Annotated in this window: 19 protein-coding genes; 13 read left to right on the top strand and 6 right to left on the bottom strand. The window is 39.7% G+C overall.

Annotated features, from left to right (window positions below; genetic code table 11):
* Positions 1-178: 178 nt before the first annotated feature.
* The 5 genes from J1905_RS16210 to J1905_RS16190 form a co-directional block, all read right to left on the bottom strand.
* Positions 179-604 carry a Fur family transcriptional regulator gene (locus tag J1905_RS16210; protein ID WP_214228338.1) on the bottom strand — a complete coding sequence of 142 codons (426 nt, stop codon included), beginning with the start codon at positions 602-604 and terminating at the stop codon, positions 179-181.
* Between the two features lie 11 nt (positions 605-615).
* Positions 616-1,056, bottom strand: coding sequence for a hypothetical protein (locus J1905_RS16205; protein WP_173091450.1), 441 nt, complete (start codon positions 1,054-1,056; stop codon positions 616-618).
* 11 nt (positions 1,057-1,067) lie between these two features.
* The gene (locus J1905_RS16200; RefSeq protein ID WP_214228337.1) at positions 1,068-2,279 is read right to left on the bottom strand and encodes an ABC transporter permease; all 1,212 of its coding nucleotides are present in this window, start codon (positions 2,277-2,279) and stop codon (positions 1,068-1,070) included.
* The gene (locus J1905_RS16195) at positions 2,276-2,905 is read right to left on the bottom strand and encodes an ABC transporter ATP-binding protein (RefSeq protein WP_214228336.1); all 630 of its coding nucleotides are present in this window, start codon (positions 2,903-2,905) and stop codon (positions 2,276-2,278) included. The genes J1905_RS16200 and J1905_RS16195 overlap by 4 nt, the downstream gene beginning before the upstream one ends.
* Positions 2,906-3,132: 227 nt before the next feature.
* Entirely contained in the window at positions 3,133-3,513 is a 381-nt protein-coding gene (locus tag J1905_RS16190) for a MerC domain-containing protein (RefSeq protein ID WP_214228335.1), read from the bottom strand.
* Between the two features lie 99 nt (positions 3,514-3,612).
* Between J1905_RS16190 and J1905_RS16185 the strand changes: the two genes are divergently transcribed.
* The 5 genes from J1905_RS16185 (at position 3,613) to J1905_RS16165 (ending at position 8,939) form a co-directional block, all read left to right on the top strand.
* Positions 3,613-4,827 carry a GTP-binding protein gene (locus J1905_RS16185; RefSeq protein WP_214228334.1) on the top strand — a complete coding sequence of 405 codons (1,215 nt, stop codon included), beginning with the start codon at positions 3,613-3,615 and terminating at the stop codon, positions 4,825-4,827.
* 9 nt (positions 4,828-4,836) lie between these two features.
* Positions 4,837-6,951, top strand: coding sequence for a TonB-dependent receptor (locus J1905_RS16180; RefSeq protein ID WP_214228333.1), 2,115 nt, complete (start codon positions 4,837-4,839; stop codon positions 6,949-6,951).
* A 40-nt stretch (positions 6,952-6,991) separates the two neighbouring features.
* Positions 6,992-7,630, top strand: a complete 639-nt coding sequence (locus tag J1905_RS16175; protein WP_214228332.1) for a hypothetical protein — start codon at positions 6,992-6,994, stop codon at positions 7,628-7,630.
* 126 nt (positions 7,631-7,756) lie between these two features.
* Complete coding sequence (locus J1905_RS16170) at positions 7,757-8,296, top strand: Crp/Fnr family transcriptional regulator (protein WP_214228331.1); 540 nt, start codon at positions 7,757-7,759, stop codon at positions 8,294-8,296.
* Positions 8,297-8,354: 58 nt separating this feature from the next.
* Entirely contained in the window at positions 8,355-8,939 is a 585-nt protein-coding gene (locus J1905_RS16165) for a DinB family protein (RefSeq protein WP_214228330.1), read from the top strand.
* Positions 8,940-9,285: 346 nt separating this feature from the next.
* Here the strand turns inward: J1905_RS16165 and J1905_RS16160 are convergent, their stop codons facing one another.
* On the bottom strand, positions 9,286-10,629 hold the full coding sequence (locus J1905_RS16160) for a sedoheptulokinase (protein ID WP_214228329.1): 1,344 nt from the start codon (positions 10,627-10,629) through the stop codon (positions 9,286-9,288).
* A gap of 443 nt (positions 10,630-11,072) precedes the next feature.
* Between J1905_RS16160 and J1905_RS16155 the strand changes: the two genes are divergently transcribed.
* From J1905_RS16155 to J1905_RS16120, 8 genes are all read left to right on the top strand, one after another.
* Positions 11,073-12,164 (top strand): GntR family transcriptional regulator, encoded by a 1,092-nt coding sequence (locus tag J1905_RS16155; protein WP_214228328.1) that lies wholly within the window; start codon positions 11,073-11,075, stop codon positions 12,162-12,164.
* Positions 12,165-12,238: 74 nt separating this feature from the next.
* The gene (locus J1905_RS16150) at positions 12,239-14,308 is read left to right on the top strand and encodes a glycoside hydrolase family protein (RefSeq protein WP_214228327.1); all 2,070 of its coding nucleotides are present in this window, start codon (positions 12,239-12,241) and stop codon (positions 14,306-14,308) included.
* Positions 14,309-14,356: 48 nt separating this feature from the next.
* The gene (locus tag J1905_RS16145; protein ID WP_214228326.1) at positions 14,357-15,370 is read left to right on the top strand and encodes a LacI family DNA-binding transcriptional regulator; all 1,014 of its coding nucleotides are present in this window, start codon (positions 14,357-14,359) and stop codon (positions 15,368-15,370) included.
* A gap of 270 nt (positions 15,371-15,640) precedes the next feature.
* A complete protein-coding gene (locus J1905_RS16140; RefSeq protein ID WP_214228325.1) occupies positions 15,641-18,724 on the top strand; it encodes a SusC/RagA family TonB-linked outer membrane protein in 3,084 nt (1,027 codons plus the stop codon).
* A 27-nt stretch (positions 18,725-18,751) separates the two neighbouring features.
* Complete coding sequence (locus J1905_RS16135; protein ID WP_214228324.1) at positions 18,752-20,467, top strand: RagB/SusD family nutrient uptake outer membrane protein; 1,716 nt, start codon at positions 18,752-18,754, stop codon at positions 20,465-20,467.
* A 50-nt stretch (positions 20,468-20,517) separates the two neighbouring features.
* On the top strand, positions 20,518-21,891 hold the full coding sequence (locus tag J1905_RS16130; RefSeq protein ID WP_214228323.1) for a sugar porter family MFS transporter: 1,374 nt from the start codon (positions 20,518-20,520) through the stop codon (positions 21,889-21,891).
* 34 nt (positions 21,892-21,925) lie between these two features.
* Positions 21,926-23,410, top strand: a complete 1,485-nt coding sequence (locus J1905_RS16125) for a glycoside hydrolase family protein (protein ID WP_214228322.1) — start codon at positions 21,926-21,928, stop codon at positions 23,408-23,410.
* A gap of 4 nt (positions 23,411-23,414) precedes the next feature.
* Positions 23,415-24,392: an ROK family protein gene (locus J1905_RS16120; protein WP_214228321.1), complete on the top strand. Its 978-nt coding sequence runs from the start codon at positions 23,415-23,417 to the stop codon at positions 24,390-24,392.
* The last annotated feature ends 249 nt before the right edge of the window (positions 24,393-24,641 follow it).

The following is a 24,641-nucleotide window of genomic DNA, read 5'->3' as shown; positions in this document are numbered from 1 at the left end:
ACAGTCTTAATCCGTTAGATTTTGGTCATAAAACAAGTATTCTACTTTCCTGCGTTTGGTTAATTTCAACGCTATATGTGCTAATCCGGAAATCGGTATCTAGCGATGAAAATACCCCATCATAGTGGGAACGATTCAGAAATAGAATCCGGATATCGGAAAATAAGATTAGGATGTTTTAGTGCACAGCGCTGCTGTTGCATTTTTCGCAAACACCATAAGCAGTTGAGGTCACAGTAGTTGCAGTAAAGCCCTGGGGCATTTTAATCCTTGGTACATTAACCTCCAAACAATAAATTTTAGAACAGGTTGTACAGTTAAAGTGAACATGCTCATCATGGTGGTGATGTTCCGTACAGGAAGCTGAGCAGATTGCATAATTAGCCGTCCCGTTCATGTCCATTATCCTGTGAAGAATTCCTTTGTCTTCGTAAGTATTCAGTATCCTGTATAAGGTAACTCGATCTATTTCTTTACCTAATTTTTTTTCAAGCTCGGGCTGTGAAATAGCAGCAGTATCCAAAGCAATTTCTTCGAGTACACGCACCCTTTGTTTGGTGTGCTTTAAATCATGTGTTCTTAATATGTTGGCCGGATCTATCATCTTTTGTTGATTTATATAGGTTTGGCAGCAGTTAATACAATTGGAGGATTATCCATTGCATTACCGGTATTCAATTTTAAAGTTCCTTTAACCGTTATAGTTTGATACGTAAATTTTATTGGTTCTGTCAGCTCCACCAATACCATAATAGGAACTCCGTTTTTTCCGCAGAAATAGCACTGATTAATAGGTAAAGTAGATAGCATGAACCTGGTTTGTTTCATCCCGTCTTTAATAGGAACGATGTATCCTTCAAGCTCAAATGGCTTATTCGCAAATTTCTTGATGTTGTTATTATAAATCGCAAACATCTCTGTATCCTTAACGATTTTAAAATCCACGCTACCAATAACATCCCAATTGTCGGACATCACCTGATCATCAGGATTGTGTTGTGCCTTAACCGCGAGACCAGTAAAAAGTAATAAGGCAAGAACAATGTTTTTTATCATGATATTGTGTTTTAATTCTTTGATAATATTTTAGAAATGTTCGATCTGTAAGCCTGTACAGCAGGTATAATAGCTGCAAATATACCAATAGCAAGTCCGGCAACAAATAAATATGCTTCTTCACCTAGAAAAATGAGTCCGGATAATCGAGCCTGACTGCTTTCTTGGTTACTTCCTATAAATTGTAATGCAAAATGACCCAGTACTATTCCAATTATTGTGCCCGCTAAGGTTAGCATAATGCCTTCTGCAATTACAATTAGAAATAGCTTGCCTCTGGATGCACCCAGCGTACGCATAATGGCCAGGTCATAACTTCTTTCCTTTAATGAATTGTATAGATTCACAAATACACTTATCGCTGCAATAAACATAATAAGTACAGCAAACCATTGTAAAGTATCTACCCCCACACCTATTAAAGAAAATAACCTTGTGCTTTCCTGAGCCGGTGAGGCAGCCTGCATGTTTGTAGATTCATTTACCATGCGCGGAAACATCACCACCGACATTGGCGAACGGTACTGGATTAGTAAAGAGGTGATTTCTTTGTTTTCAATTTCTGAACTTTCACTTTTTTCATCATGATTATGCGCTTTCTCTTCTTCATGATCATGCATTTTCCAAACGCTCGATATATTAGTTAGTATCAGATTGTCTGTTACGTTTTCTTGTGGCGCTAAAATACCCGCAACTTTGTATGCATGCGTTTTATGAACATCAGTGCTACCTGTAAGGCCATGTGCGCCATAAAAAGTATCACCTATTTTAAGTTTTAGGTTTTCAGCAACTGAGGTTCCGATGGTGGTTTCAAAATCATTTTGCCAGAACTTTCCTTCTTTAACTTTAAGCTTATAGATGCCAACAAAATTACTGTCGGTACCCACAATGCGAACCCCATTGTAATTATCTCCTAAGGCCAACGGTACTGCTTTTTTAACAAAAGGACTTCTGGCAAGTTCCTGAGCTTCTTTCAAGGGGATATTGCCAGTAGGGAAATCTATGTAATAGATGCTACTCAATATGAGCTGCAGGGGACTTCCTTTGGCTCCAACTACCAAATCTATGTCCTTCGAATTGTTTTCCAGCTTATCGCTAATTTGTGTTGAGGCAAGTAGTAATATGGTTAATATACCCGTTCCAAAGGCAATCAGCATAATGTTTAGTGCTGATGACAATGGTTTAGACCATACGCTTTTCCAGCTTATTTTTAAAGGACTCATGATAGTTCGTAAGTATTTGTAAATGTATCCTTAACTCTTTTGTCGTGCGTAGCCACAATAAGTGTAGCTTGATTAATGCCCGATTGATCTATTAAAAGCTCCAGCACTGCTGCGGCATTTTTATCATCCAGACTTGATGTTGGTTCATCAGCAATCAGTAGGGTAGGTCTGTTAATTACCGCCCTTGCAATAGATACGCGTTGTAGCTGTCCATGACTCAATTCACTTGGGTAAGCATTTTTTTTATCGGCTATGCCCAAAGATGTTAATACTTCCTTTACCCGATTTAAGTCGGTAGGAAGATTGGCAAAGCTTTGTGCCATAACCAGGTTTTCCTTTATGGTAAGACTTTTTATCAGGTGAGGACGTTGGAAAATAATGCCAATATTCCTGCCTCTAAACTGATCCAGATCTTTTGATGATAAGTCATAAATAGAAGTGCCATCAATTACAACACTACCTTGCTGAGGCTTCAAAATGCCCGTTAAAATATGAAGCAATGTAGTTTTGCCGCTTCCGGATGCACCAAGCAGCAGCCATTGAGATCCATCATCTACCTGCCAGTCTTTAAAGCCAATCTTGTGGCCGTTCTGATAGTTATGAGATACCGCATTTAATGCAATCATACTTATTTCCTTATTTTAATGTGGCTTTTTAAATAGTTCATGTAAAGTTGTTTGCCATTTACTTTATCATGTTTGCAACCCGGGTTTATCATGCTTATAAAAAGTAGAAACACACCAAATATCAGTTTTTTGTTCATCACCCGCGTCGTTTGTAAAGTTAGTAAATGCAATTTCATTGCAAAAAAGTATTCATGTAAAGTAATTGCTACTGCCCGTTAACCTCAATTTTACTTGTGGCTGCAAGTGCGACTGTATTTCCAGTTTATGTAGTGCGCTCCGGCAATAGTAAAACCACCCATTGGGATCAATATGGACTCTATACTTTCTATTAAATGATGTCCGGTTGCCATCAATCCAAACCCTGTTACCAATACCATTATGGGCAATAGTTTTTTGTGTTTAGGGTAGGAGGTACTCAATGAGTACACACCTATGATGAGCGATAAGCCTATCATAACCAGCTCTACCCAGCTATGGGCTAAAAAGCTTAGACCAAATAGGGGGAGTGCGGTAAGCACGAAAGGCAAAACTGCACAATGAACTGCGCAGGCTAAGGAGGCTGTCATTCCTAGTTGATCTAATTTTTCGGATTTAATAAAGTGCTTCATATTGTTTAAATGTATTGTTCTCTCAGTGTTTAAATCGTGCTCGCAAATATAAATGCAATTTAGTTGCATTTATAATAAATAATGAAATATATTTGCAACATGATTGCATTTGAGAAACAAAGAAAATTACCAGTAACCGTTCTAAGTGGCTTTCTTGGTAGCGGTAAAACCACTTTATTAAATCATATCCTTAATAATAAAGAGGATTTAAAAGTCGCACTGATCGTAAATGATATGAGTGAGATTAATATCGATGCCAGAACTGTTCAGAACGAACATAAGTTGTCGAGAACTGAAGAGCGGCTTGTGGAAATGAGTAATGGATGCATTTGCTGCACCTTAAGGGAGGACCTGATTGCTGAGGTGGAAAAACTAGCCAAAGAGGATCGCTTTGATTACCTGATTATTGAAAGCACAGGGATATCTGAGCCAATTCCGGTAGCTCAGACCTTTAATTATGTTGATGAAAATCTCGGTATAGATCTTAGTAAATTTAGCAGACTAGACACCATGGTAACCGTAGTGGATTGTCATAATTTTAAAAAGGACTTTGGTACTAATGAAATGTTGACGGATAGGGACTGGGTTGATGATCAGGCTGATCGACGGACTATAGTAAATCTGTTAACAGACCAGATAGAGTTTGCTAATGTGATTATCCTCAACAAAACTGACCTGGTTAGCGAAGAAGATCTGAAGCTGCTAAGGGCCGTGATCAGAAAGCTTAACCCATCTGCAAAACAGATAGAAAGTACATATAGTAAAATAGATCTTAAGGAAATCCTCAATACCGGGTTGTTTGATTTTGAAGCCTCCTCGCACGGTGCTGGCTGGATTAAGGAATTAAATGGGGGACATGAGTCTGAAGCCGAAGAGTATGGGATTAGTAGTACCGTATTTCGCTCTGCAAGGCCATTTCATCCTCAGCGCTTGTGGAACTATTTAAATGAAGATTTTCCCAATAATATTCTAAGAACAAAAGGTCTGTTCTGGATTGCTGCTTTACCAGATTATGCACTCAACTTTTCACAGGCCGGTGGTTCTCTTAAAATAGAAAATTCAGGCAATTGGTGGGCAAGTATGCCCTTGCAGGAGCGACTTACTTATACTGATTACCTGGAAAACCGAAAAGACATTGAAAGCAGGTGGGATATGGGGTTCGGAGATCGCTTAAACGAGCTTGTTCTTATTGGGCAGGATATGGATAAAGATCGTCTAAACCATGAGCTGACTTCTTGCTTGTTGAATCATAAAGAACTAATCTGCTATTGGCAGGGAGAGAAATTCGAAAATCCATTTGAAAGTGTTCTTTAGTCAGCCTTTATGAAGAGAAGCATACTTTTATTGATTGCCCTTACTTTTTTATTGATCTCAAATGTTTATGCTCAGGAGGATTCCGTGAGGTTGGATAGCGCTGTTAAAACGCGGGCTAAAACTATTAAATTAAAAGAAGTAGGTATTGTAGAGAAAGGAAAACCTGTTAGCCGGACCAGTATTTCTGTAACGTTATCAGAAAAGCAACTTCAGCAAACCAAAGGTTCCGGATTGGCAGAAACCATTAAAGAGATCCCAGGTGTAAGCATATTAAAAACTGGGTCCACCATTTCCAAACCTGTTATAGAAGGGATGCATGGCAACAGAATACTGATTCTCAATAATGAAATCAGGCTCGAGGCCCAGCAATGGGGATTAGAGCATGCTCCGGAAATAGATCCTTTTCTCGCCAAAAGAATTCATGTAATCAAAGGAGCAGAGTCCGTAAGGTACGGTGCAGAGGCAATCGGAGGCGTTATTATTGTTGAACCTCCTGCTTTACCGACTTCTGGAGGTATTTCCGGAGGACTCAACCTTATCGGTGCATCAAACGGGAGATCAGGAACTTCATCAGCTATGCTAAACGGCGGACTAAAATCATTACCGGGTTTTGGGTGGCGAATGCAGGGTACTCTTAAAAGGTCAGGCAATGTGCATTCTGCTGAGTATTATCTTGGAAACACCGGCGTCAGGGAGTTAAATTATTCCGCTGCGGCGGGATATCATACCGGGAAAGCTAGTTATGAAGTTTACTATAGTCGCTTTGGTACTGAGCTGGGTATTTTATATAGTGCGCATGTGGGTACAAAGGAGGATATCGACGCCCGAATCTCAATTGGCAGGCCGTTGGAGAATTATGGATTTGCCTATAACATTACTGCACCACGTCAAAAGGTTGTTCATGATTTGTTTAAAGCAAAAGCTCATTATGATTTCAGTAATCAACTGTCTTTAGCTATTACTTATGGTTTTCAAAAGAATCAGCGAAAAGAATATGATTTCAGAAGGGGTGATAGGGAAGCGCTTCCTATTACAGATCTGGTTTTGAATACCCATACACTGGATCTGGTTTTTGAAAAGCAAGAAACAAGCGGATCAAAGCGCCTATATGGATTTAATGGGATTGTACAGGTGAATAATAATATCCCCGGAACACTAGCCAATACTTTCATACCAAACTATGATGGCGTTACTGGAGGTGTTTTTGTTATACAGCGCTGGGTAAAAGATGACTTCGAGTTTGAGGGAGGGCTGCGCTATGACTTTAAACTATTTGATGCTGTGGGATACAGGTATGCTAGCGATGGGGAACAGTATTATGGAGGACAGAGCAGGTTTCATAATGTTACTGGGTCATTTGGAACGCTTTGGAAAATTGATGAGCAATGGCAACTGGGTAGTAATCTGGGTTTGGCCTGGAGAGCACCTACCGCAAATGAATTGTTTAGCAATGGCCTCCATCATGGAGCTGGATTGTATGAAATAGGAGACCCTAATATTAAAACAGAGCAGGGCTATAAATGGGTTAACTCTTTAAAGTACTATGAGGGGAAACTTAATTTTACTCTTGATGCTTACGCTCAATACATTAACAATTATATCTATTCGGAACCGGATAAAACCTTTAAACAAACGGTAAGTGGTACCTATCCCACATTCAGGTATAAACAAACTGATGCTTCATTTTTAGGGGCTGACTTCTCGGGGACTTATCGCTTTTCTGAGTTGCTTTCCTATAAACTTAATGCCGCATTAATCAGGGCGCGAGACTTGGATAATCGTAAATATCTGCCTTATATCCCATCTGATAGGGTAGGTCAGAGTATTCGCCTCGATTTTCAATTAAAAAATTTTGGCGACACCTGGCTACAAGCAGGTCATAGTTTCGTTCGTCGGCAAACGCGTTATGAACTAGAAAGTGACTATGCGGTTCCTCCCGGAGCTTACCATCATTTTCAGCTTTCCGGTGGAACAGCGATGAAAATTGGGAATCAGGAGCTGAGTTTCAATCTCAGTGTCGACAACCTATTTAATACCCTTTACAAAGAATACATGAATCGCTATAGGTACTACACGCATGATATGGGAAGGAATATTACTATACGACTGGCCTATAAATTTTAATCGAATAAATCTTATCAATTAACATATAATACTTTACAACATGAACAAATTACGCAATTACTCTTTAGTCGTTTTAGTAGGACTTATCGCAATCACATTTAACGCCTGTAAGAAAGATCCAAAGCCAGAAGTGCCGGAAGAAGAGATTGGCAAGGCAGAGCTCACTTTTCTTGAGGTTGAGCGGGAAGCCCACGGCGATCATTATCATTACAACCCTATTGCCGAAGCAAAGTCTACCATTATTACTTTTGATAGTAAGGGATTGCCGCCGGTAGGTACACATCTTCACCTGATTGAAGGTAAAACTTACAAACTAACACTTAGGTCATTTGATTTCGCAAACCGCGAAATGCAACAAGAATTTCTTGAAAAACACGACATCCATCAGGCATTTATTTTAGGAGCCCCGGATGGTATTTTAACTTATGCTTATGCAGATAGGGATAAAGAAAATAAGAAAATAAATGTTGGTGTCACCGGATATTTAACGGTTGATGAGCATACAGCAACCGGATTTACTTTCCGCTATGTGCTTCGTCATCTTAACCCTGGAGTAAAAGCCAGCATAACGGCTGCAAACTGGAATGATGTAAATTTTTCGGCTAAGTTTGCAGGAGCCAATGATCTGGACTTGAAATTTGAATTGCACCCGGTACATGAAGGTGAACATGAGCATTAAGAAATAATCATCATAATTGAATTGTATACACACTGCGTATACAATTCAATTACGATGATCTTAGGTTGTAAATCATTGTAGATGTTCACGAATTTGTATCTTAGATTAGTTATTTTAATTGCCCTCATGACCAGTGAACAAACCTTTACTTTAAACTTAATTAATTCGTTAAAGACTGTTGGAAGTAAAAGAACCTATTCTAGAGGCGACTTTATACTTAAAGAGGGAGAGGTAGAGAAGAACCTGTATTATGTAGAATCGGGGGCTGTCCGAGTATTTCTACTATCAGAATATGAGGAGCAATCCATTCGTTTCGGCTTTGAGGGTTCAATAATTAATTCCCTTTCTTCCTATTTTAAGGGAAGCCCTTCTGAGTTTTATGTGGAGGCGATTAGAAAAACTACATTGTTGGTGATATCTAAAGAAAAGGTGCAGGGGATAGCGAATCAAGATACTGAAAGCTTGATTGGATATAGTCATTTACTGGAAACAGTAATTAGCCAGCAAATGGAAAGGGAGGTTGATTTGCTTACCGTATCACCAACAGAACGGTTAAAGCGCGTACTGGAAAGAAGTCCAGATCTGTTCCAGCATGTTCCATTAAAGTATATCGCTTCCTATTTGAGGATGACCCCTGAAACACTTAGCAGAATTCGAAATTCTTGATTTCAATCAATAGTCAGAAAGTACTTTGTTTTCATCTTTGTGTAAATTAGTAACAAAGATGAAGATAACGAATAGCCTGCTCATAGAAGAGCTGTTGGCCACAACAGCATGGTCAACTCATACGGTTGAAAAACTTAAGGACCTTGAGATCGATCAGTTAAATGAAAAAAATAGCCCGGCAGAGTGGAGTGCATTGGAATGTATTGAGCATTTAAACCTTTATGGTAATTTCTACCTTCCGGTTATAGAACAAGCAATTCTATCTCAAAAACCAAATAAAACCCCTGGAATATTTAAAAGCGGTTTCATTGGAGATTATTTTGTCTACATGATTAGTGCAAAGTCGGGTAAAATCAAGAAAATGTCGACTACAAAGGATAAAAACCCATTAGGTTCTGTTTTAACATTGACCACAGTCGATCGTTTTTTAAAGCAACAGCAACTGTTAAAAACATTGCTTGAGCAAGCGAGCTATGTTGATATGACAAAATTGAAAACTCCAATTTCCATTACTAAAATGGTCAGGTTGAGATTGGGCGATACCTTACGTTTTATGGTATACCATATTGAACGTCATATAATTCAGGCAGAGCGGACAAAGGGAGATTCTAAACCATCAGGAGCTGGGTCAAATGGTGAATAAACTTTTTGGCATACATTTAGTACTACATTTCGAAATTTTATATGAAAAGGATATATTTTGTACTCGCAATTTCAAGTTTCTTGTTCTTGACTTCTTGCTACACGACAAGAACGGCAGGTAACAGTGGTAAAGTTCCACCAGGACAAGCAAAAAAAGGGACGGGATCAAAATCAGCAAAACCATTTGCACCTGGGCAGCAAAAAAAGAATTAATCAATTCTAAACCACATTGCTAAGTTAGCTGTTTCGCCTATTTTTGCATTGGAGGAAACCCCCGGTAAAAAAGTTGCCAATGCAGACCATAAGAAACAATATGTGATAGATTTTATGGCAAAGAGAAACTATAGCTATCCATTGGTGGATAAGCCACATCCACTGCCTATAATTGCGTTTAAGCAAGCACCAAACGCTGCTTCTTCCTGGTAATTTGAACAGATTAGCTGGGTTTTAAATTGCTCTTCGAATGCGCTACATAGCAACGGATTTCTTTTAAGTGCATTGCCCGAGCCTATAATAACATGCTTTTCATTTTTGATTTCCGAGGGTAAATGTTGGTAAAAATTAAAAAGTTCAAGGCTAATGCCTTTTAAAAACCCAAGAATAAGGTTCTCTGGAGTGAAATTGTCAAATGAAATATTTTCGATATGACCTCTCTTCTGCGAGGTAAAACGAGCACCATTAAAAAGGGTTTCAACGACAGGAAGATCATTCGAATTATCTTTGTACCCAATATCAGTCATGATTTGATAGATATCTAAGCCTAGGGGAATCTTTGCTGCAAACTTCTCCAATGTTTTTTCGAAAAAAGTCTTCAGCATTGCAAAAGCCTGTCCGCCGGATAAAGCTGCACCAACTAGAAGGTATCCACCACCAGGGAAAGGACGTGTATCCAATGTCTGAACATTTAAAAAATGTTCAGAATACACTGAAATCTGGCTACTTGTGCCTACTGTAATATGAATGGATTTATGGAGGTCTTTTACTGAGCCTAAAAACGCAGCCTGATTATCTCCAATAGCAGAGTAAATAGGAATACGGTCTTCGAAATAGCCACAGCAGGTGGTTGATTGAGTTAGTTCTGGTAATAATTTACAATCGATGTTTGCCTTTTCTATCGCAGCGTGGTCAAATTCCAATTTTTCTAAATCAAAGAATCCAAGGCTTGCTCCATTTGAATAGTCAGTCAATGGAGTCTTTTTGTTGGCAAGTTTCATGACCACATAATCCATAATTGTACTGATTTTTTTAGCCTCCTTAGGCACCAAGTCATTAATGCTATTAAAGAAGTGAGTCGTAAGTCCGTATCCTGAGGCCAAATCGTATCCTGTTAATTCAGAAAGAAAAGAAGCATAGGTTTTGTCTTCTAAATAGGATTGGTTTCCTCTTCCGTCCTGCCAGGTGTAAAGAGGACTGATAGCGTCCCCCTCATGGTTTACATAAAGTATTCCATGCATTTGTCCTGTAAGGCCAATCCCTTTAATATTCGGATAGCGCGACGAAAAGTCCGCCAATATTTCCTGTACCTGTTCCATAATGCGGCCAGGAGCTTGTATTTTCTCCCAGCTTTTTGGTGAAGGAAGGTTGGAATCGTTATCTCTTGTTATTGATTCTACTTCTTTGTTTTCATAATTATAAGCTACACCACTGATTGAACTGGTACCAATATCTATTCCAACAAAGTGCATATCCATACTTTTTTTCTCTATCTAATTTACGCTAAATTTTCACCAATCTTGTTTATCGGTCTACAGGCGCAAATGTATAAACTTACTTTACGTTAGCAAACATAAATATGCTTTTTTGTTATAATAAGTTTACATTTATATATAATAAAGATTACATTTTATTTATTGTGTGCTAGTTTTTATGTTTATGTTTTGTTTTAATCTACTGATTTTTAGTTTTTTAAATTATATTATTAGATAATTTAAAATCTTTGTTTATGGTTTTTGAATGTAAACAATTGTTGTTTTTTGTGCATGTTAAGAATGTTTTATGTCACTAAATTAAATAGCTTTAACTGCATTAAATATAATTTAGAACAAATTTGTTACATTTTTATATGTTTAAATGTAATGTGTTATAAATATAAATATTACATTTGAAAACGAACCATTATAAATTACCTATAGATATGAAAGGTAAAATTAGTAGCAAGACTATTTACGATACAATAAAAGATCAAATCCATAAGGAGAGGTTTCCTAAAGGCTCGATGTTGCCCGCTGAACTAACCTTGGCTCAAAAATATTTAGTTTCCAGACCTACTATTGCAAAAGTTTACAATCAGTTACAGGATGAAGGCTTCGTTCAGAAAACCAAGGGTCTTGGAACAATTGTTACTCATCAACATTCAAATACCACTTATACCTTTGGGTTGTTATTGCCTGGTGCAGGAGAATCAGAGATATTTTCGATTATTAACGATCAACTGTTGAGCCAGTCCGAAGCCGGAAGCTTTAATTGCTTATGGGAGGGTGCAACAGCTGGCAGTGCTGAGATTCGAAAGATGCTGATCGAAAGCTATTGTGAAAGTTACATCAATAAAAAAGTAGATGGAATCTTCTTTTCCCCTTTGGAAAGAGCTCCAGACGCAGATGAGTTGAATCTAAAGATTTGCAACGCAATACAAGATGCTGGTATCCCTCTGGTTCTAATAGATCGGAATATCCGAATTTCTCCGGAACGCCGTGCATTCGATGTTGTATCCGTTGATAATTTTAACGCCGGTTCTGTTATGGCTAAGCACCTCCTTGATCAGGGATGTGAGGAACTACATTTTTTCTATCGCCCGGATTCTGCAAGTTCTATCGATTTACGTATTTCGGGAATTCGAGACATGGTAGAAAAGCAGGGACGTTTATTTACGGCCAATAATCTGTTTTGTGGCAATCCTGAAGATTTGGAGTTCGTTAAAAAAATGAAAATAACTTCAGGAAAGACGGGCATCATATGTGCAAATGATTCTACTGCTGCCGTTTTAATGTCCTCTTTAGATGCTTTGGGAGTGGAGATTTGTTCAGATGTTTTGATTTGTGGCTATGATGATATGAAATATTCTAAACACCTCAAACATTCATTAACATCGTTTAGGCAACCTTGTGAAGAAATTGCCAACATCAGCATTGAATTATTGATGCGAAGATTAAAGGACAATAACCGTTTTCCAATTACAATAAACTTAGCAGGAGAAATTGTCGTTCGTGAGTCGAGCCAATTTCTATAAGAGCATATACATGGTCTTTGCAGTGATGCTTTCGCTGTCAGAAGACCTTAATTGCAAACTTTAATAATAAATCAATGAAAAAAAAATTACTTAATTCCTCTTTGGTAATATTGATGATCATCGGCAGTCTGCTCTTCCATGGCTGCGCGCCAAAGCGAGAGGCTGTTAAGCTTGTGTTACGTTCCTCACCCTGGCATTTTGCGGAAGGTTCAGCGCTAAGTGCGCTTTCGCCGAAAAATATGAAAGGAACTTTTGCAGTACCGTCAGACAGTAGCAGTTTTACCATCAAAATGTTGGTTAACCTAAAAGCGGAAAACTCCATCAAGGATCTTCTTCAAATTCCAAATGTACTGACTGTAAAGACTTTTAAACATGATGCGAAGGATCGGAAACAACAAAACTATCCTGCTTTTCCAATGCCTGATGGGTCTATTCCTGTATTGGAAGCGGCGCTTCGACTTCATTCTCCTACGGAATCTAAAGGTCCACGTGATATGCCTATAGGAATTCCCCTGGCAATGTTGAAAAAACCGCAGGGTGAACATGAAGTAGTGCTCCATTTTTCAGGGGTTCGATGGACTTTGTATGTAGATAATGAGCTTCTTGACAACGATTTCGCCTTAGGTTATCCAAAATGGGGAGAACAAAGCACTTGGGAAATAGATCCTTCAATTGTTGCTAAAGCAGAAATCTTCTTCCCGGGAATTGAGCCACAAAAAGTAGCATTGCAGACACCTCGTACTTCAGATGAGATTCAGTATTGGACGCCTTCTGGGCATAACACTTGGGTAGGTGATGTTGCTACTTTCTATCATAAAGGACGTTATCACCTATTTTATTTATTTGATCGCAGGGGACATGCCAGTAAATTTGGAAAAGGAGCGCATTACTTCGAGCACCTCTCCACAACTGACTTCAAAACCTGGACTGAACATGATGCCGCGACCCCGATAGAGGAACAGTGGGAAACATTGGGAACCGGCACCCCTTTTATATTTGACAATAAGCTCTGTATTAGTTACGGTCTGCACACTACAAGAATCTATCCGAAGGAACAAACTACCTTGCCTTTACAATGGGAATACTACAATAAACACGGTGTTACGGGCTCGTTCCGCTATGATACTATTCCAGGCTATCCAGCCGGATCAACTTATTCCATCAGTGAAGATGGTATCAGTAATTTCAAGAAAACAAAAATATTATTCCATCCTTGTGAAAACCCAAGTGTTTATACTGATCCCGAAGGACGCTTACGCATGTTAGCGAATTATGGAGCGAAAGGAACCTGGGGATCAAATTCCATCGATGGAGGTTGGCGATCTATCAATCCTGATTTCCCTCCAGGGGGCGATTGTACATTCTTTTTCCGTTGGGGAAATTATGATTATGTTATCGGTGGTTTTACCGGCTTTTGGTCAAAGCCGGCAAAAGCATCGGAAGATAAATTTGTCGATGGTGTTAAAGCGGGGTTAGACTTTTACAATGGGATGAACGTACCAGCTGTGACAGAAATAAACGACGGCCGTTTCTTATTGGCCGGCTGGATTCCTATGGCGGGATGGGGTGGATCATTGACTATCCATGAAATGGTACAATCCCCTGATGGTAGAATTGGAACAAAATGGATGGAGGAAATAATTCCTGCGACCCAAAAAGAAAAATCATTGGCGAAAGAAATTAAAGAGACTTCTTCATTTGCCACAGGATCTTCTTCTTTCCTGCTAACATTTGATGTAGAACCGGGTACCGATTTAACAGGAAAACTAGGAGCTCTTTTTCTAGGTGCAGACGGAGAAAATCATGCTTGTGAAGTCCAAATTAGCCCAAAAGCAAGAAAAGCACAATATGGAAAAGGACAACTTAAGCATTTCTCAGCTGCGGAGAAATCATTACGTGAAGGAGGTTCTCCAACCGGTGTTCGTAATTATGCTATTGAAAATTTGGCCAATACAGATAAACCGTTCACTGTTCGGATGATTGTTAAATATGAAGATAAGTTTGGCGGTTCACAGATCGACACTGAAATTGCAGGTCAACGCACTATGATCGCTTTCCGTCCGGACTTAAAGGTTGAAAAACTCTTGTTCAGATCGGATGAAACCGGAATCAAAAATGTCAAAATAGCGGCACTTAAAAATTAAGAAAATCTAAATCCATATATTGACCTGCTTTTTATACTAACCAGATAGATGAAAAAGGTAAACCTTAAAGACATTGCGGAATATGTTGGCGTTTCGACGGCATTGGTATCTTATGTACTCAATGGTCAGGCAGTAGAAAAGCAGGTCAATAAATCTACAGCAGAACGCATCATAAAAGCTGCACAAAAATTTAACTACCAGACAAATCAAATAGCCAAAAGTTTGAAGACTCAAAAGACACATACGATTGGCCTTGTTGTTGCAGATATAAATTTTAGGTTCAGTACCGGAATAACCAAATCAATTGAAGAAGAGGCCAAGAAAAATAACTATACAGTAATTTATGGCAGTTCCAATGAAGATGCCGAAAAATTTGCCAAGCTGATTAATGTTTTTGTTAACCGTCGGGTAGATGGATTGATTTTAGTTCCTACTGAAGGTTCTGAAAACGAGATCGAAGTGCTTCAGCGTTCCGGTATCCCATTTGTACTTGTCGATCGTCACTTTCCCGAAATACAGTGCAATTATATTTCATTAGATAACTATAAAGCCGCATATAACGCAACGCAATACCTGATCGATAAAGGACATCGCAGGATTGCTTTTGTAAATTATCGCACAACGCTTTTTCATCTGTTAGAGCGTAACAAGGGGTATGCTGATGCATTAAAGCAGAATAATATCAATTTTGAGGAATTTTGGCTTCAGCAGATTGATAGCGTCGGAGAAAATGACGTTACCACTTGCATCGAACTGCTCATGAAAGCGCCTATGCCATGTGATGCAATCTTTTTTGCTACCGATATACTGGCAATCAATGGGCTTAAATACCTCAGTAATAAAAAAATAAATGTGCCTGAACAAATTTCTGTGTTAAGTTTTGATGAATCAGAGTCATTTGATCTTTTCTACACTCCAATTACTTTCTCCCGTCAGCCGCTGATGGAAATGGGTTGTTTAGCAGTAAACAACCTGATGGAGTTGATGAATGGGAGTGATCATATCAAACAGATAAGCCTCGAAGCAAAGATTATTTCAGGTGCTTCATGCAGGGAGCAATAATTTTTTTACAGAAAAATTTAAACGATTAAAGTGATACTATGACGATGTCTATTTTTTAAAACTGATAATTTAAACGATTAAAGTGAGTGCTTATGAGAGCACATTTTTTTAAACATAAAATTTAAACGATTAAAGTGGTGCAGCATGCTTAAAAACAATTATCCAGGGGTCGTCTACCGAGCGGTTTTAGACCCTGCTGGATTCAAATCGGAAATCAGAAGTTATGAGCCTGATCAACGATTTAAGATTATAACCAAAAAACCAAATATTATGAAAAAAATCTTAATGATGATTTTATTGTTTTTTTGCGCGGGGGCATATGCTCAGCAAAAAACATTAACGGGTACCGTTTCCGACAAGGATCTCCGAGTTCCTATTTCAGGAGTAACGGTAAAATCCAGTCGGCAGACTGTAGTAACCGGTCAGGACGGGAAGTTCAGTATCAGCACTGCTGTTAATGAAACGATTACGCTATCCTACATCGGAATGAAACCTGTTTCTATTGTAGTTGGAGCAGAAAATGAAATTTCTGTTTCAATGGAATACGATGCAGGTAATCTCAATCAGGTGGTAGTTACAGGCTACTCGACCCAGAAAAAGGCAGATCTTACGGGTGCTGTCTCCGTAATTAAAACGGAGCAAATTAAGGATGTTCCGCTTGGTAACCCTATCAAAGCACTTCAGGGAAGAATACCTGGAGTCTACATTACTACCGATGGTTCTCCAGGTGGAGGTGCGACAGTCCGGATCCGCGGTATCGGAACAATAGGAAATAACAATCCGCTTTATGTGATTGATGGGATTCCGACAGAAAGAGGGTTGAATGAGATCAATCAGGCTGATATCGAATCTATGCAGGTGTTAAAAGACGCGTCATCTGCCTCAATTTACGGATCAAGGGCTGCCAACGGGGTAATCATTGTAACCACAAAAAAGGGAAAATCAGGCACTACGAAAATCGATTTTAATTCCTCTATCTCAACTCAATCCTATGTTACAAAGGTCTCGGTGCTCAATACCGAAGAACGCGGTCGGGCATATTGGCAAGCAGCAGTAAATGATGGTTCTGGCAATGATCCGAACATCAATCCGATTTATAAATATAACTGGAATGGGGATTTCAATAATCCTGTACTGAATAACATCATCTATCCTGAATTTATTGATGGCGCAAAGACAATGAGGCCGGCTGATACCAGGTGGTTCGACGAGATTTCGCAGACCTCCTTTATTAAAAGCAATGACCTTACCATCAGCAGTGGGAGTGAAAAGGGTAGCTCACTTTTTTCAGTAAGCCATTATGATAATTCAGGGATCATCAGAGGGTCGTCTCTCAAAAGAACAACGGTAAGGTCAAATTCGGATTATAAAATGTTCAATGACAGGTTGGTTATTGGAGAAAACTTATCAGGAACCTACAGTGTAGGAACATCAGTTCCGGCAGAATCTATTGTAGACTTATCTCTATTAGCGCAACCTATTGTTCCGGTACATACGGTTGACGGAGGATGGGGCGGGCCAGCTGTCGGAATGACTGACCGTCATAATCCGGTAAGACTGATCGAGGATAATAGACAGAACAAATCCAGGTTCTTCCGTATTTTCGGAAATGCTTATGCGAGCCTTAAAATCATTCCCGAGCTGACTCTAAGATCTAGCATCGGTATTGATTATAGTGGGAATTACGATAGAACATTGAGGAAGTCCTATGTCTCCGGCTTTTTGGTGGATCCCGCAAACCAGGTCACAACCAGTCAAAACTACAGTGGAAACTGGGTGTTGCAGAATACCCTGGATTTTAGGAAAACAATCGGATCGCATGATCTTCAGGTACAGGTAGGAAGCGAACAGATTAAATTCACCGCGCAAAATTTTTATGGATCGAGGCAGGGGTATGCACTGGAGAACATCGACTACGCCTATCTTGATGCAGGCTCTACAAATATAGATAATGGGGGCTCCGGTAGCGGCAATTCGCTTCTGTCATTTTTTGGAAAGGCAAATTATAGTTTCAAAAACCGTTATCTGGCATCTTTTACCATGCGAAGAGATGGCTCATCAAAATTCGGATCTGAAAACAGGTATGCTTATTTTCCGGCATTCTCGCTGGGATGGAGATTGAGTGAGGAGGATTTTATTAAGGATTTGATTCCGGTATTGTCTGATTTTAAACTTCGTTATGGTTGGGGAAAGAACGGAAACCAGTCTATACCCAATAATGCTATATATGATCTTTACTCTGCTATCTTTGGTACCGATAATACTTTTAACAGGGATAAAGGAAGTGCTTACGACATCAATGGGGGTAATCCCGGTCAGCTGCCTTCAGGTTTTACCAAAACTCAAAGGGGGAACAGTGCATTAAAATGGGAGACTACAGTTCAATCAAACTTCGGGATAGATTTTGGCTTTTTTAACCAGAAACTCTCCGGGTCTGTTGATTATTTCATCAAAAATACCACTGACATCCTGCTGAATCCACCAAGCCTGGCTGTGATTGGTGAAGGTGGTGATCCATGGGTAAATGGTGCTTCCATGAACAATAAGGGTTTAGAATTTATGGTTAATTATGATGGTAAGATCGGTGACGATTTCAATTTCTCGCTATCGGCAAATGTGTCCACCTACCGCAATAAGATTACTGAGCTTCCAGAAAACTCACTGACTGCCTTTCCTGGTAACGGAAATGACAAAGTTATTCTCGGCAGATCTATTGGTAGTTATTATGGTTACGTTGCTGATGGATTGTTTCAGAATCAGGCCGAGGTTGATGCACATGCCACTCAGAATGGTAAAGGAATTGGAAGGATCCGCTATAAAGACGTTAATGGTGATGGTGTGGTGAACGGTTCGGATCGTGATTACATTGGCATAAGTGATCCGGATTTTACTTATGGACTAAATGTAACTGCAAACTATAAAAAGTTTGATGTTAGCTTTCTGTTACAAGGGGTAAAAGGTGTTATGGTAAATAATGGAAGCAAGATCTATACTGATTTCTCTTCAATATGGCCAGGTACAAACTGGGGAAGCAGAACGCTTGATGCCTGGACACCACAAAACACAGGTTCAGCGATTCCGGCACTAACGCTTGTTAACAGGAATGATGAAAGCAGATTCTCTACTTATTTTCTTGAGCCCGGTTCATATCTGCGCTTAAGAAATGCACAGATCGGCTATGATATTTCAAGTTTAGCTAATAAAATTCACATTAAGAGGGCGCGCTTTTATCTTCAGGGGAGCAATCTGCTGACCATAAAAAACAAAAAATATACTGGCCCGGATCCTGAAGCACCAGGCAGTACATTCCCAATCCCGGCAATTTATACGCTTGGATTAAACATCACCCTTTAATCAGATAAACAACCAGATAAAACAAATATGAAAAGGTTTAAATATTTAATACTTGGTATGGTTTTGCTTAGCTCTGCCTGCCAAAAGGCGCTCGATGAAACACCTCAGGGCGTGATCTCCGGAGAAGCACTTAATACTCCGGAAAATATCGATAAAATGGTTATTTCCGCTTATTCCGGTCTTGGAAATGATGATATACATACTTCATTTTCGCTTTGGCCCTGGGGAAGCATGCGTAGCGGCGATGCCTATAAAGGCGGCGATAGCCCGGGAGATAATACCGATTGGCATAGCTACGAGCTTTTTTCAGCCAATCGCCCTGAGCTTGGAAATACCGATAAGATGTGGTATTTCTTGTATGTTGGCATTTCCCGTGCAAATGATGCACTCAGAAGGATAAATCAGATAGATGAAAGTGCCTATCCTTTAAAGAAAGAAAGACAAGCCGAAGTACGGTTCATTAGGGGACATTTTTATTTTATGCTGAAGATCCTTTATAAATATATGCCCTATATCGATGAAAATCTTCCTGAAAAAGACTACGCAACGGTTTCAAACAGAGCAATGACAAATGATGAACTGTGGAACAAGATCGGCGACGATTTTAACTTCGGTGTAGCCAATCTTCCGGTTTCTCAGGATCAGGTAGGCCGCGTAACCAAACAGGCAGCTATGGCTTACCTGGCAAAAGTGAGGCTTTATCAGGCCTATGTACAGGATGAGCAACATAATGTGACCTCTGTTTCCACCGCCAAACTTGAAGAGGTGATTTCTTTGGTTGACCAGGTTTCAGCTTCTGGCAGGTACGAGTTAAATCCCGATTATGCCAATAACTTTCTCACCCAGTTTGATAACAACAAGGAATCCGTATTTGCGGTTCAATTTTCAAAAGATGACGGTACGCCAAAAGGACGATTAAATATGGGCGTTGCACTTAACTATCCTATGAACAAGGAATTCGGATGCTGCGGTTTCCATTTGCCAAGCCAGAATCTGGTCAATTCTTTTAAAACGGATAATGCCGGGCTTCCACAGTTCATTACTTTCAATAATAACGATGCAAAAGAGGGCGACGATTTTAAGAACAATACTTTTGATCCCAGACTTGATCATACCGTTGCTATTCCAGGGCATCCCTATAAGTACAGCTTAAATTTTGTTTATCAAAAAAGCTGGGCAAGGGCGCCGCAGATCTACGGATATTTCTCTACGTTGAAGGAAACCGTGGCTCCGGATGATCCTTCATTTCAGAAAATTCCGCCATTCATGTCCAGTTCAAAGAATTTTGACGTATTGCGTTACGACGATCTGATACTTTGGAAAGCGGAAGCACTGATAAAACTAAACAGGCACAATGAAGCATTGCCTTTAATTAATAGTATCAGAGAAAGAGCAATTAATAGTACTTCAAAACTGAAATTAGCAGATGGTACATTTTTCTCCAATTATAAAATGGATGTATATAAACCAGGTACAAACTGCAACTGGACGCCGGAGTTTGCATGGCAGGCATTAGTGTGGGAAAGAAGACTTGAATTTGCCATGGAAGGGAACAGATTTTTTGACCTGGTAAGATGGGGGATCGCCTCGGAATACCTGAACAAATATTTTAAGGAAGAATCGTCGAAAAGAACTTACCTTAAGGAAGCTCAATTTAAGAAGAACCGTGATGAGTATCTTCCTATTCCGTTAGCCCAACTCAACTACAGTAGAGATGTTTATAAACAGAATTTCGGATGGTAGAAGGCTAATGTAATTGTGCACTAAAATTTTTATTTATTAAACCCACACAAATGAAACTAAAAGCAAATGTTCTTTTAATCGCCATCATTGCAGCTACTGGAGGACTTTTATTTGGATTTGACACCGGAGTGATCTCCGGTGCACTTCCTTTCCTTAAACAACACTGGCAGCTCAGTGATTCCAGCGTAGAATGGATTACCACAACTGTGCTCATCGGTGCGGTTATCGGAGCCCTCGGCAGCGGTAAGTTATCCGATATTATCGGAAGAAAGCGGATGATCATCATCAATGCCGTAATTTTCGCTGTTGGTGCAGTCGGATGTGCTTATGCGCCAAATGTAACCACATTGATCGTTATGCGTATCCTTATTGGTGTGGCCATCGGTATAACCTCTTTTGTAGTACCGATGTATATTGCTGAGATTTCTCCTAAACGCTCAAGAGGAGCCCTGGTGACACTGAATCAGCTAATGATCACCATTGGTATTTTAGCCTCCTACATCACCGATTATGCATTGTCTGACGACAGCAACAGTGAATCATGGAGGTGGATGTTTTTGGTAGGTCTGGTACCTGCGGTAATCCTTCTTGTCGGAATGTTTTTTCTGCCGGAGACACCCCGATGGTTAATCAGCAAGAATAGAGTGGAGGAGGGAAAACGAGTTTTGGAACAAGTAGAAGATCCTGAACTGATCTCTTCAACACTGATTGATATTGAGAATGAGGTTAAACAGGAGTTGCAAAATAAAAGCTCTGCTATGGATATATTTAAGCCTTGGCTTAGAGTTCCTCTGATGATTACTATCGGGATATTTTTCTTTCAGCAGTTTTCCGGTGTCAATACGATTATCTATTATTCGCCTATCATCTTTAAAATGGCTGGGATTGTAAGTAATACCGAATCCATCATACCTGCAATAATTATTGGAACCGTAAATGTGCTGGCCTGCTTTCTTTCCATTCTGTTACTTGATCGAATTGGACGAAGAAAGCTCTATATTATCGGAATTTGGGGAATGATTCCATCATTGATCCTTTTAGGGGCATGCTTTCATTTTAAGGAAGCCCTTGGTGCAAGTCTACCTGTATTTGCGGTGCTTAGCATCGTTTGCTATATCATCTTTATCGCTATCAGTCTTGCCCCTTTGGGCTGGCTGCTCATATCAGAGATATTTCCGCTAAACGTTAGGGGAATAGGAATGAGCATCGGTTCACTTGCGCACTGGGCGTTTAATGCCATCATCGCATTTACTTTTTTAAAGCTGGTCAATGGGCTGGGTATCGACGTCACCTTTTGGTGTTATGCTGGAATATGTCTGATTGGTGCCATTTGGGGATACTATTACATTCCGGAAACTAAAGGTAAGTCACTCGAAGACATCGAGGCATTCTGGCGCAAAAACAAAGATCCAAGAAAACTTTAATTCACGTTTAAACTTTAATTCACATTTAAATTTTATGAGACACTTCTTATTTATTGCTGCATTCCTCTTCTTAAGCTCAGCGGTTTATGCACAGCTTGGTGTAAAATACGACCCCACCATTCAATCCACTGGAAACATGCAGTATTGGCGACCAAAGGGCGATTTATTTGTAGGCGATTGCATGCCTTATTTCCGTAACGGAAAGTATTCTTTTTACTGGCTTCTGGATTCTGCTCATCACGCCAGCCTTAAAGGGCTTGGTGGCCATCAATGGGCACTAAGTACGACCACAGATTTGAAAACATGGAAACAGGAACCTGTGGTACTTGGAATCGATGAAGAATGGGAAAAATCCATCTGCACAGGTTCAATAGCTTATCACAAGAATACTTATTATGCATTTTATGCCACAAGGCTAATTGATAAGGATGGAAAGGTAAATGAGCAACTAAGCTACGCTACCAGTAAGGATGGTATCCATTTTGATAAACAGAAACCAAATCCGTTTTACACGTCTGCCCCAGGTTATAGTAAAAGGGATTTCCGCGATCCAAAAGTTTTTATTGATGAAAAGACGGGAGAATTTCACCTGTTTGTTTCTAGTTGGCAAGAGAACTCTACATTGAAACATGCCGGAGGGGCTTTGGTACACCTGGTTTCTAAAGACCTTAAAAAGTGGGACCTTAAAGAGCCGGTTCTGACAGGGCAGTCTGCCGTTCCGGAATGTCCGGATTATTTTCTGTGGAAGGGATGGTACTATTTGGTTTACGGACATGATGGGGATACCTATTACGTAAAATCTAAGAGCCCTTATGGTCCATGGGAAGAACCAAAATTTCAGGCATTTAACGAATCCTGGTCTAATGTGCTAAAAACAGCTTCTTTTAAAAATGACAGGCGGATAGCGGCATCCTGGGTTCCTTCAAGAAGAGAAAATAAAGATAACAACAGTGAAATGTTTGGAGGCAATGCTCTTTTTAGGGAAGTTATACAGCGTCCCGACGGTACTCTTGAAACTAAGTTTCCTGAAGAAATGATACCGGCTCATGGTACACCTATGAATATCACATTTGTGAAGGATTCCTTTTCAAAAACTGAAGGAGAAAATACGTTGCTTATTAATGCGCCCAATGGTATAGGAGCGGCCCATATTAAAAATGTTCCGTTGAATGCGAGGGTCACCCTGGAGGTTGAACCACTCGGCCCTAACACGGAATATGGTTTCTACCTGAGGTCAGATGAACATGCGGATAAAGGCTACAAGACGACTTTTTCTGCTGTTAATCAAACGGTATGGTTGGGGAATACTGACATTAAAGCGGTTCAGGGTTTAGATAAAGCGATTAAAATTGATCTGATCATGACAGATGGTATCATAGACATGTCTATAGATGGTAAACGCTGTATTGTTAACCGTACTCTTGAACAAAAAGGGAATGTTTTATGGTTTTATGCCAAGCATGGAGCTGTAAAATTTAAATCAATAAAAGTTAGTCCCTTGTTAGAGCAAACCAGATAATAATATGCTTTTAGGTTTTGACATAGGTGGTACAAAATGTGCTGTTGTTATAGGGAATGAAGATCATCAGAAACAGATTCAAGTCTTAGATAAGCGCATTCTGGTTACTGATCAGCCGGTTTATGAAATGATTGCTTTGCTGTTTCTTACAGCAGAGCAATTGCTAACGGATAATTCAATAACGATCGAAGAAGTAACAGGTATTGGAATTAGTTGTGGCGGACCATTAAGCAGTAAGAAAGGGCTTATACTTTCGCCACCAAACCTCCCTGGTTGGGACAATGTCCCTATTGTTGAAATGGCAGAAAAAAGATTCGGCAAAAAGGTACTTCTTCAGAATGATGCCAATGCCGGAGCTGTTGCCGAGTGGAAATATGGTGCCGGAAGAGGTATTGATAATATGATTTTTCTGACCTTTGGGACAGGAATGGGTGCGGGTCTGATTCTTGATGGAAGACTATATTCAGGTATTTCTGATCTTGCCGGTGAAGTAGGACATCTCAGGTTATCAGAAACAGGACCTGTCGGGTTTGGTAAGGCAGGATCCTTTGAAGGCTGGTGTAGTGGAGGAGGAATAGCCCAGATTGGACAGATGCTGGCAAGGCAGCGCATACAGATGGGCGAAAAGGTACTTTATTGCAAGGGCCTGGAAGACCTTACCAGCATTACAGCCAAAACAATTGCTGATGCGGCGCTGCTAGGCGACGCCACCGCGAAAGAGGTATATATTTTATGTGCACAATACCTGGGGAAAGGATTAGCCTTACTTATTGATATTTTAAATCCTGAAGTCATTGTGCTTGGCAGTATATTTGGCCGTGCCAGAATATTGCTTGAGGAGGAAATGACAAAGACAATCGAAATGGAAGCATTTAGGGATTCCAATAATGTTTGTCAGATTGTATCGGCCGAACTGCAGGAGCAAATTGGTGATATTGCTGCGCTTTCTCTCGCCTTGATCGTTAGTGAAAACACAAAATAATTGGTGATTGACGCGCTTGTTCTACCCGATTTAGTTATTTATTAGTTGTTAACTTAAAAATTTTCAGTAACTTATATTGGGTGGTGCCTTCATTATATTAACAGTTATGAAGAATACCTACATATTTTGACTTCATATGTAGGTATTCTTCTTTTGAACAGGCCTATATATAATAATGTGGAAGTATTATTACGGATTTCTGGATAAAAACAATGCATTAGTAACGTTTGAACGTTTCAAGTTTTAGCC

Origin of the sequence: Pedobacter sp. B4-66 (assembly GCF_018492665.1) — a bacterium.
In the GTDB taxonomy this organism is placed as follows: domain Bacteria; phylum Bacteroidota; class Bacteroidia; order Sphingobacteriales; family Sphingobacteriaceae; genus Pedobacter.
Note: the sequence above shows the minus strand (reverse complement) of the source record. Positions and strands in the feature narration are given on the sequence as shown.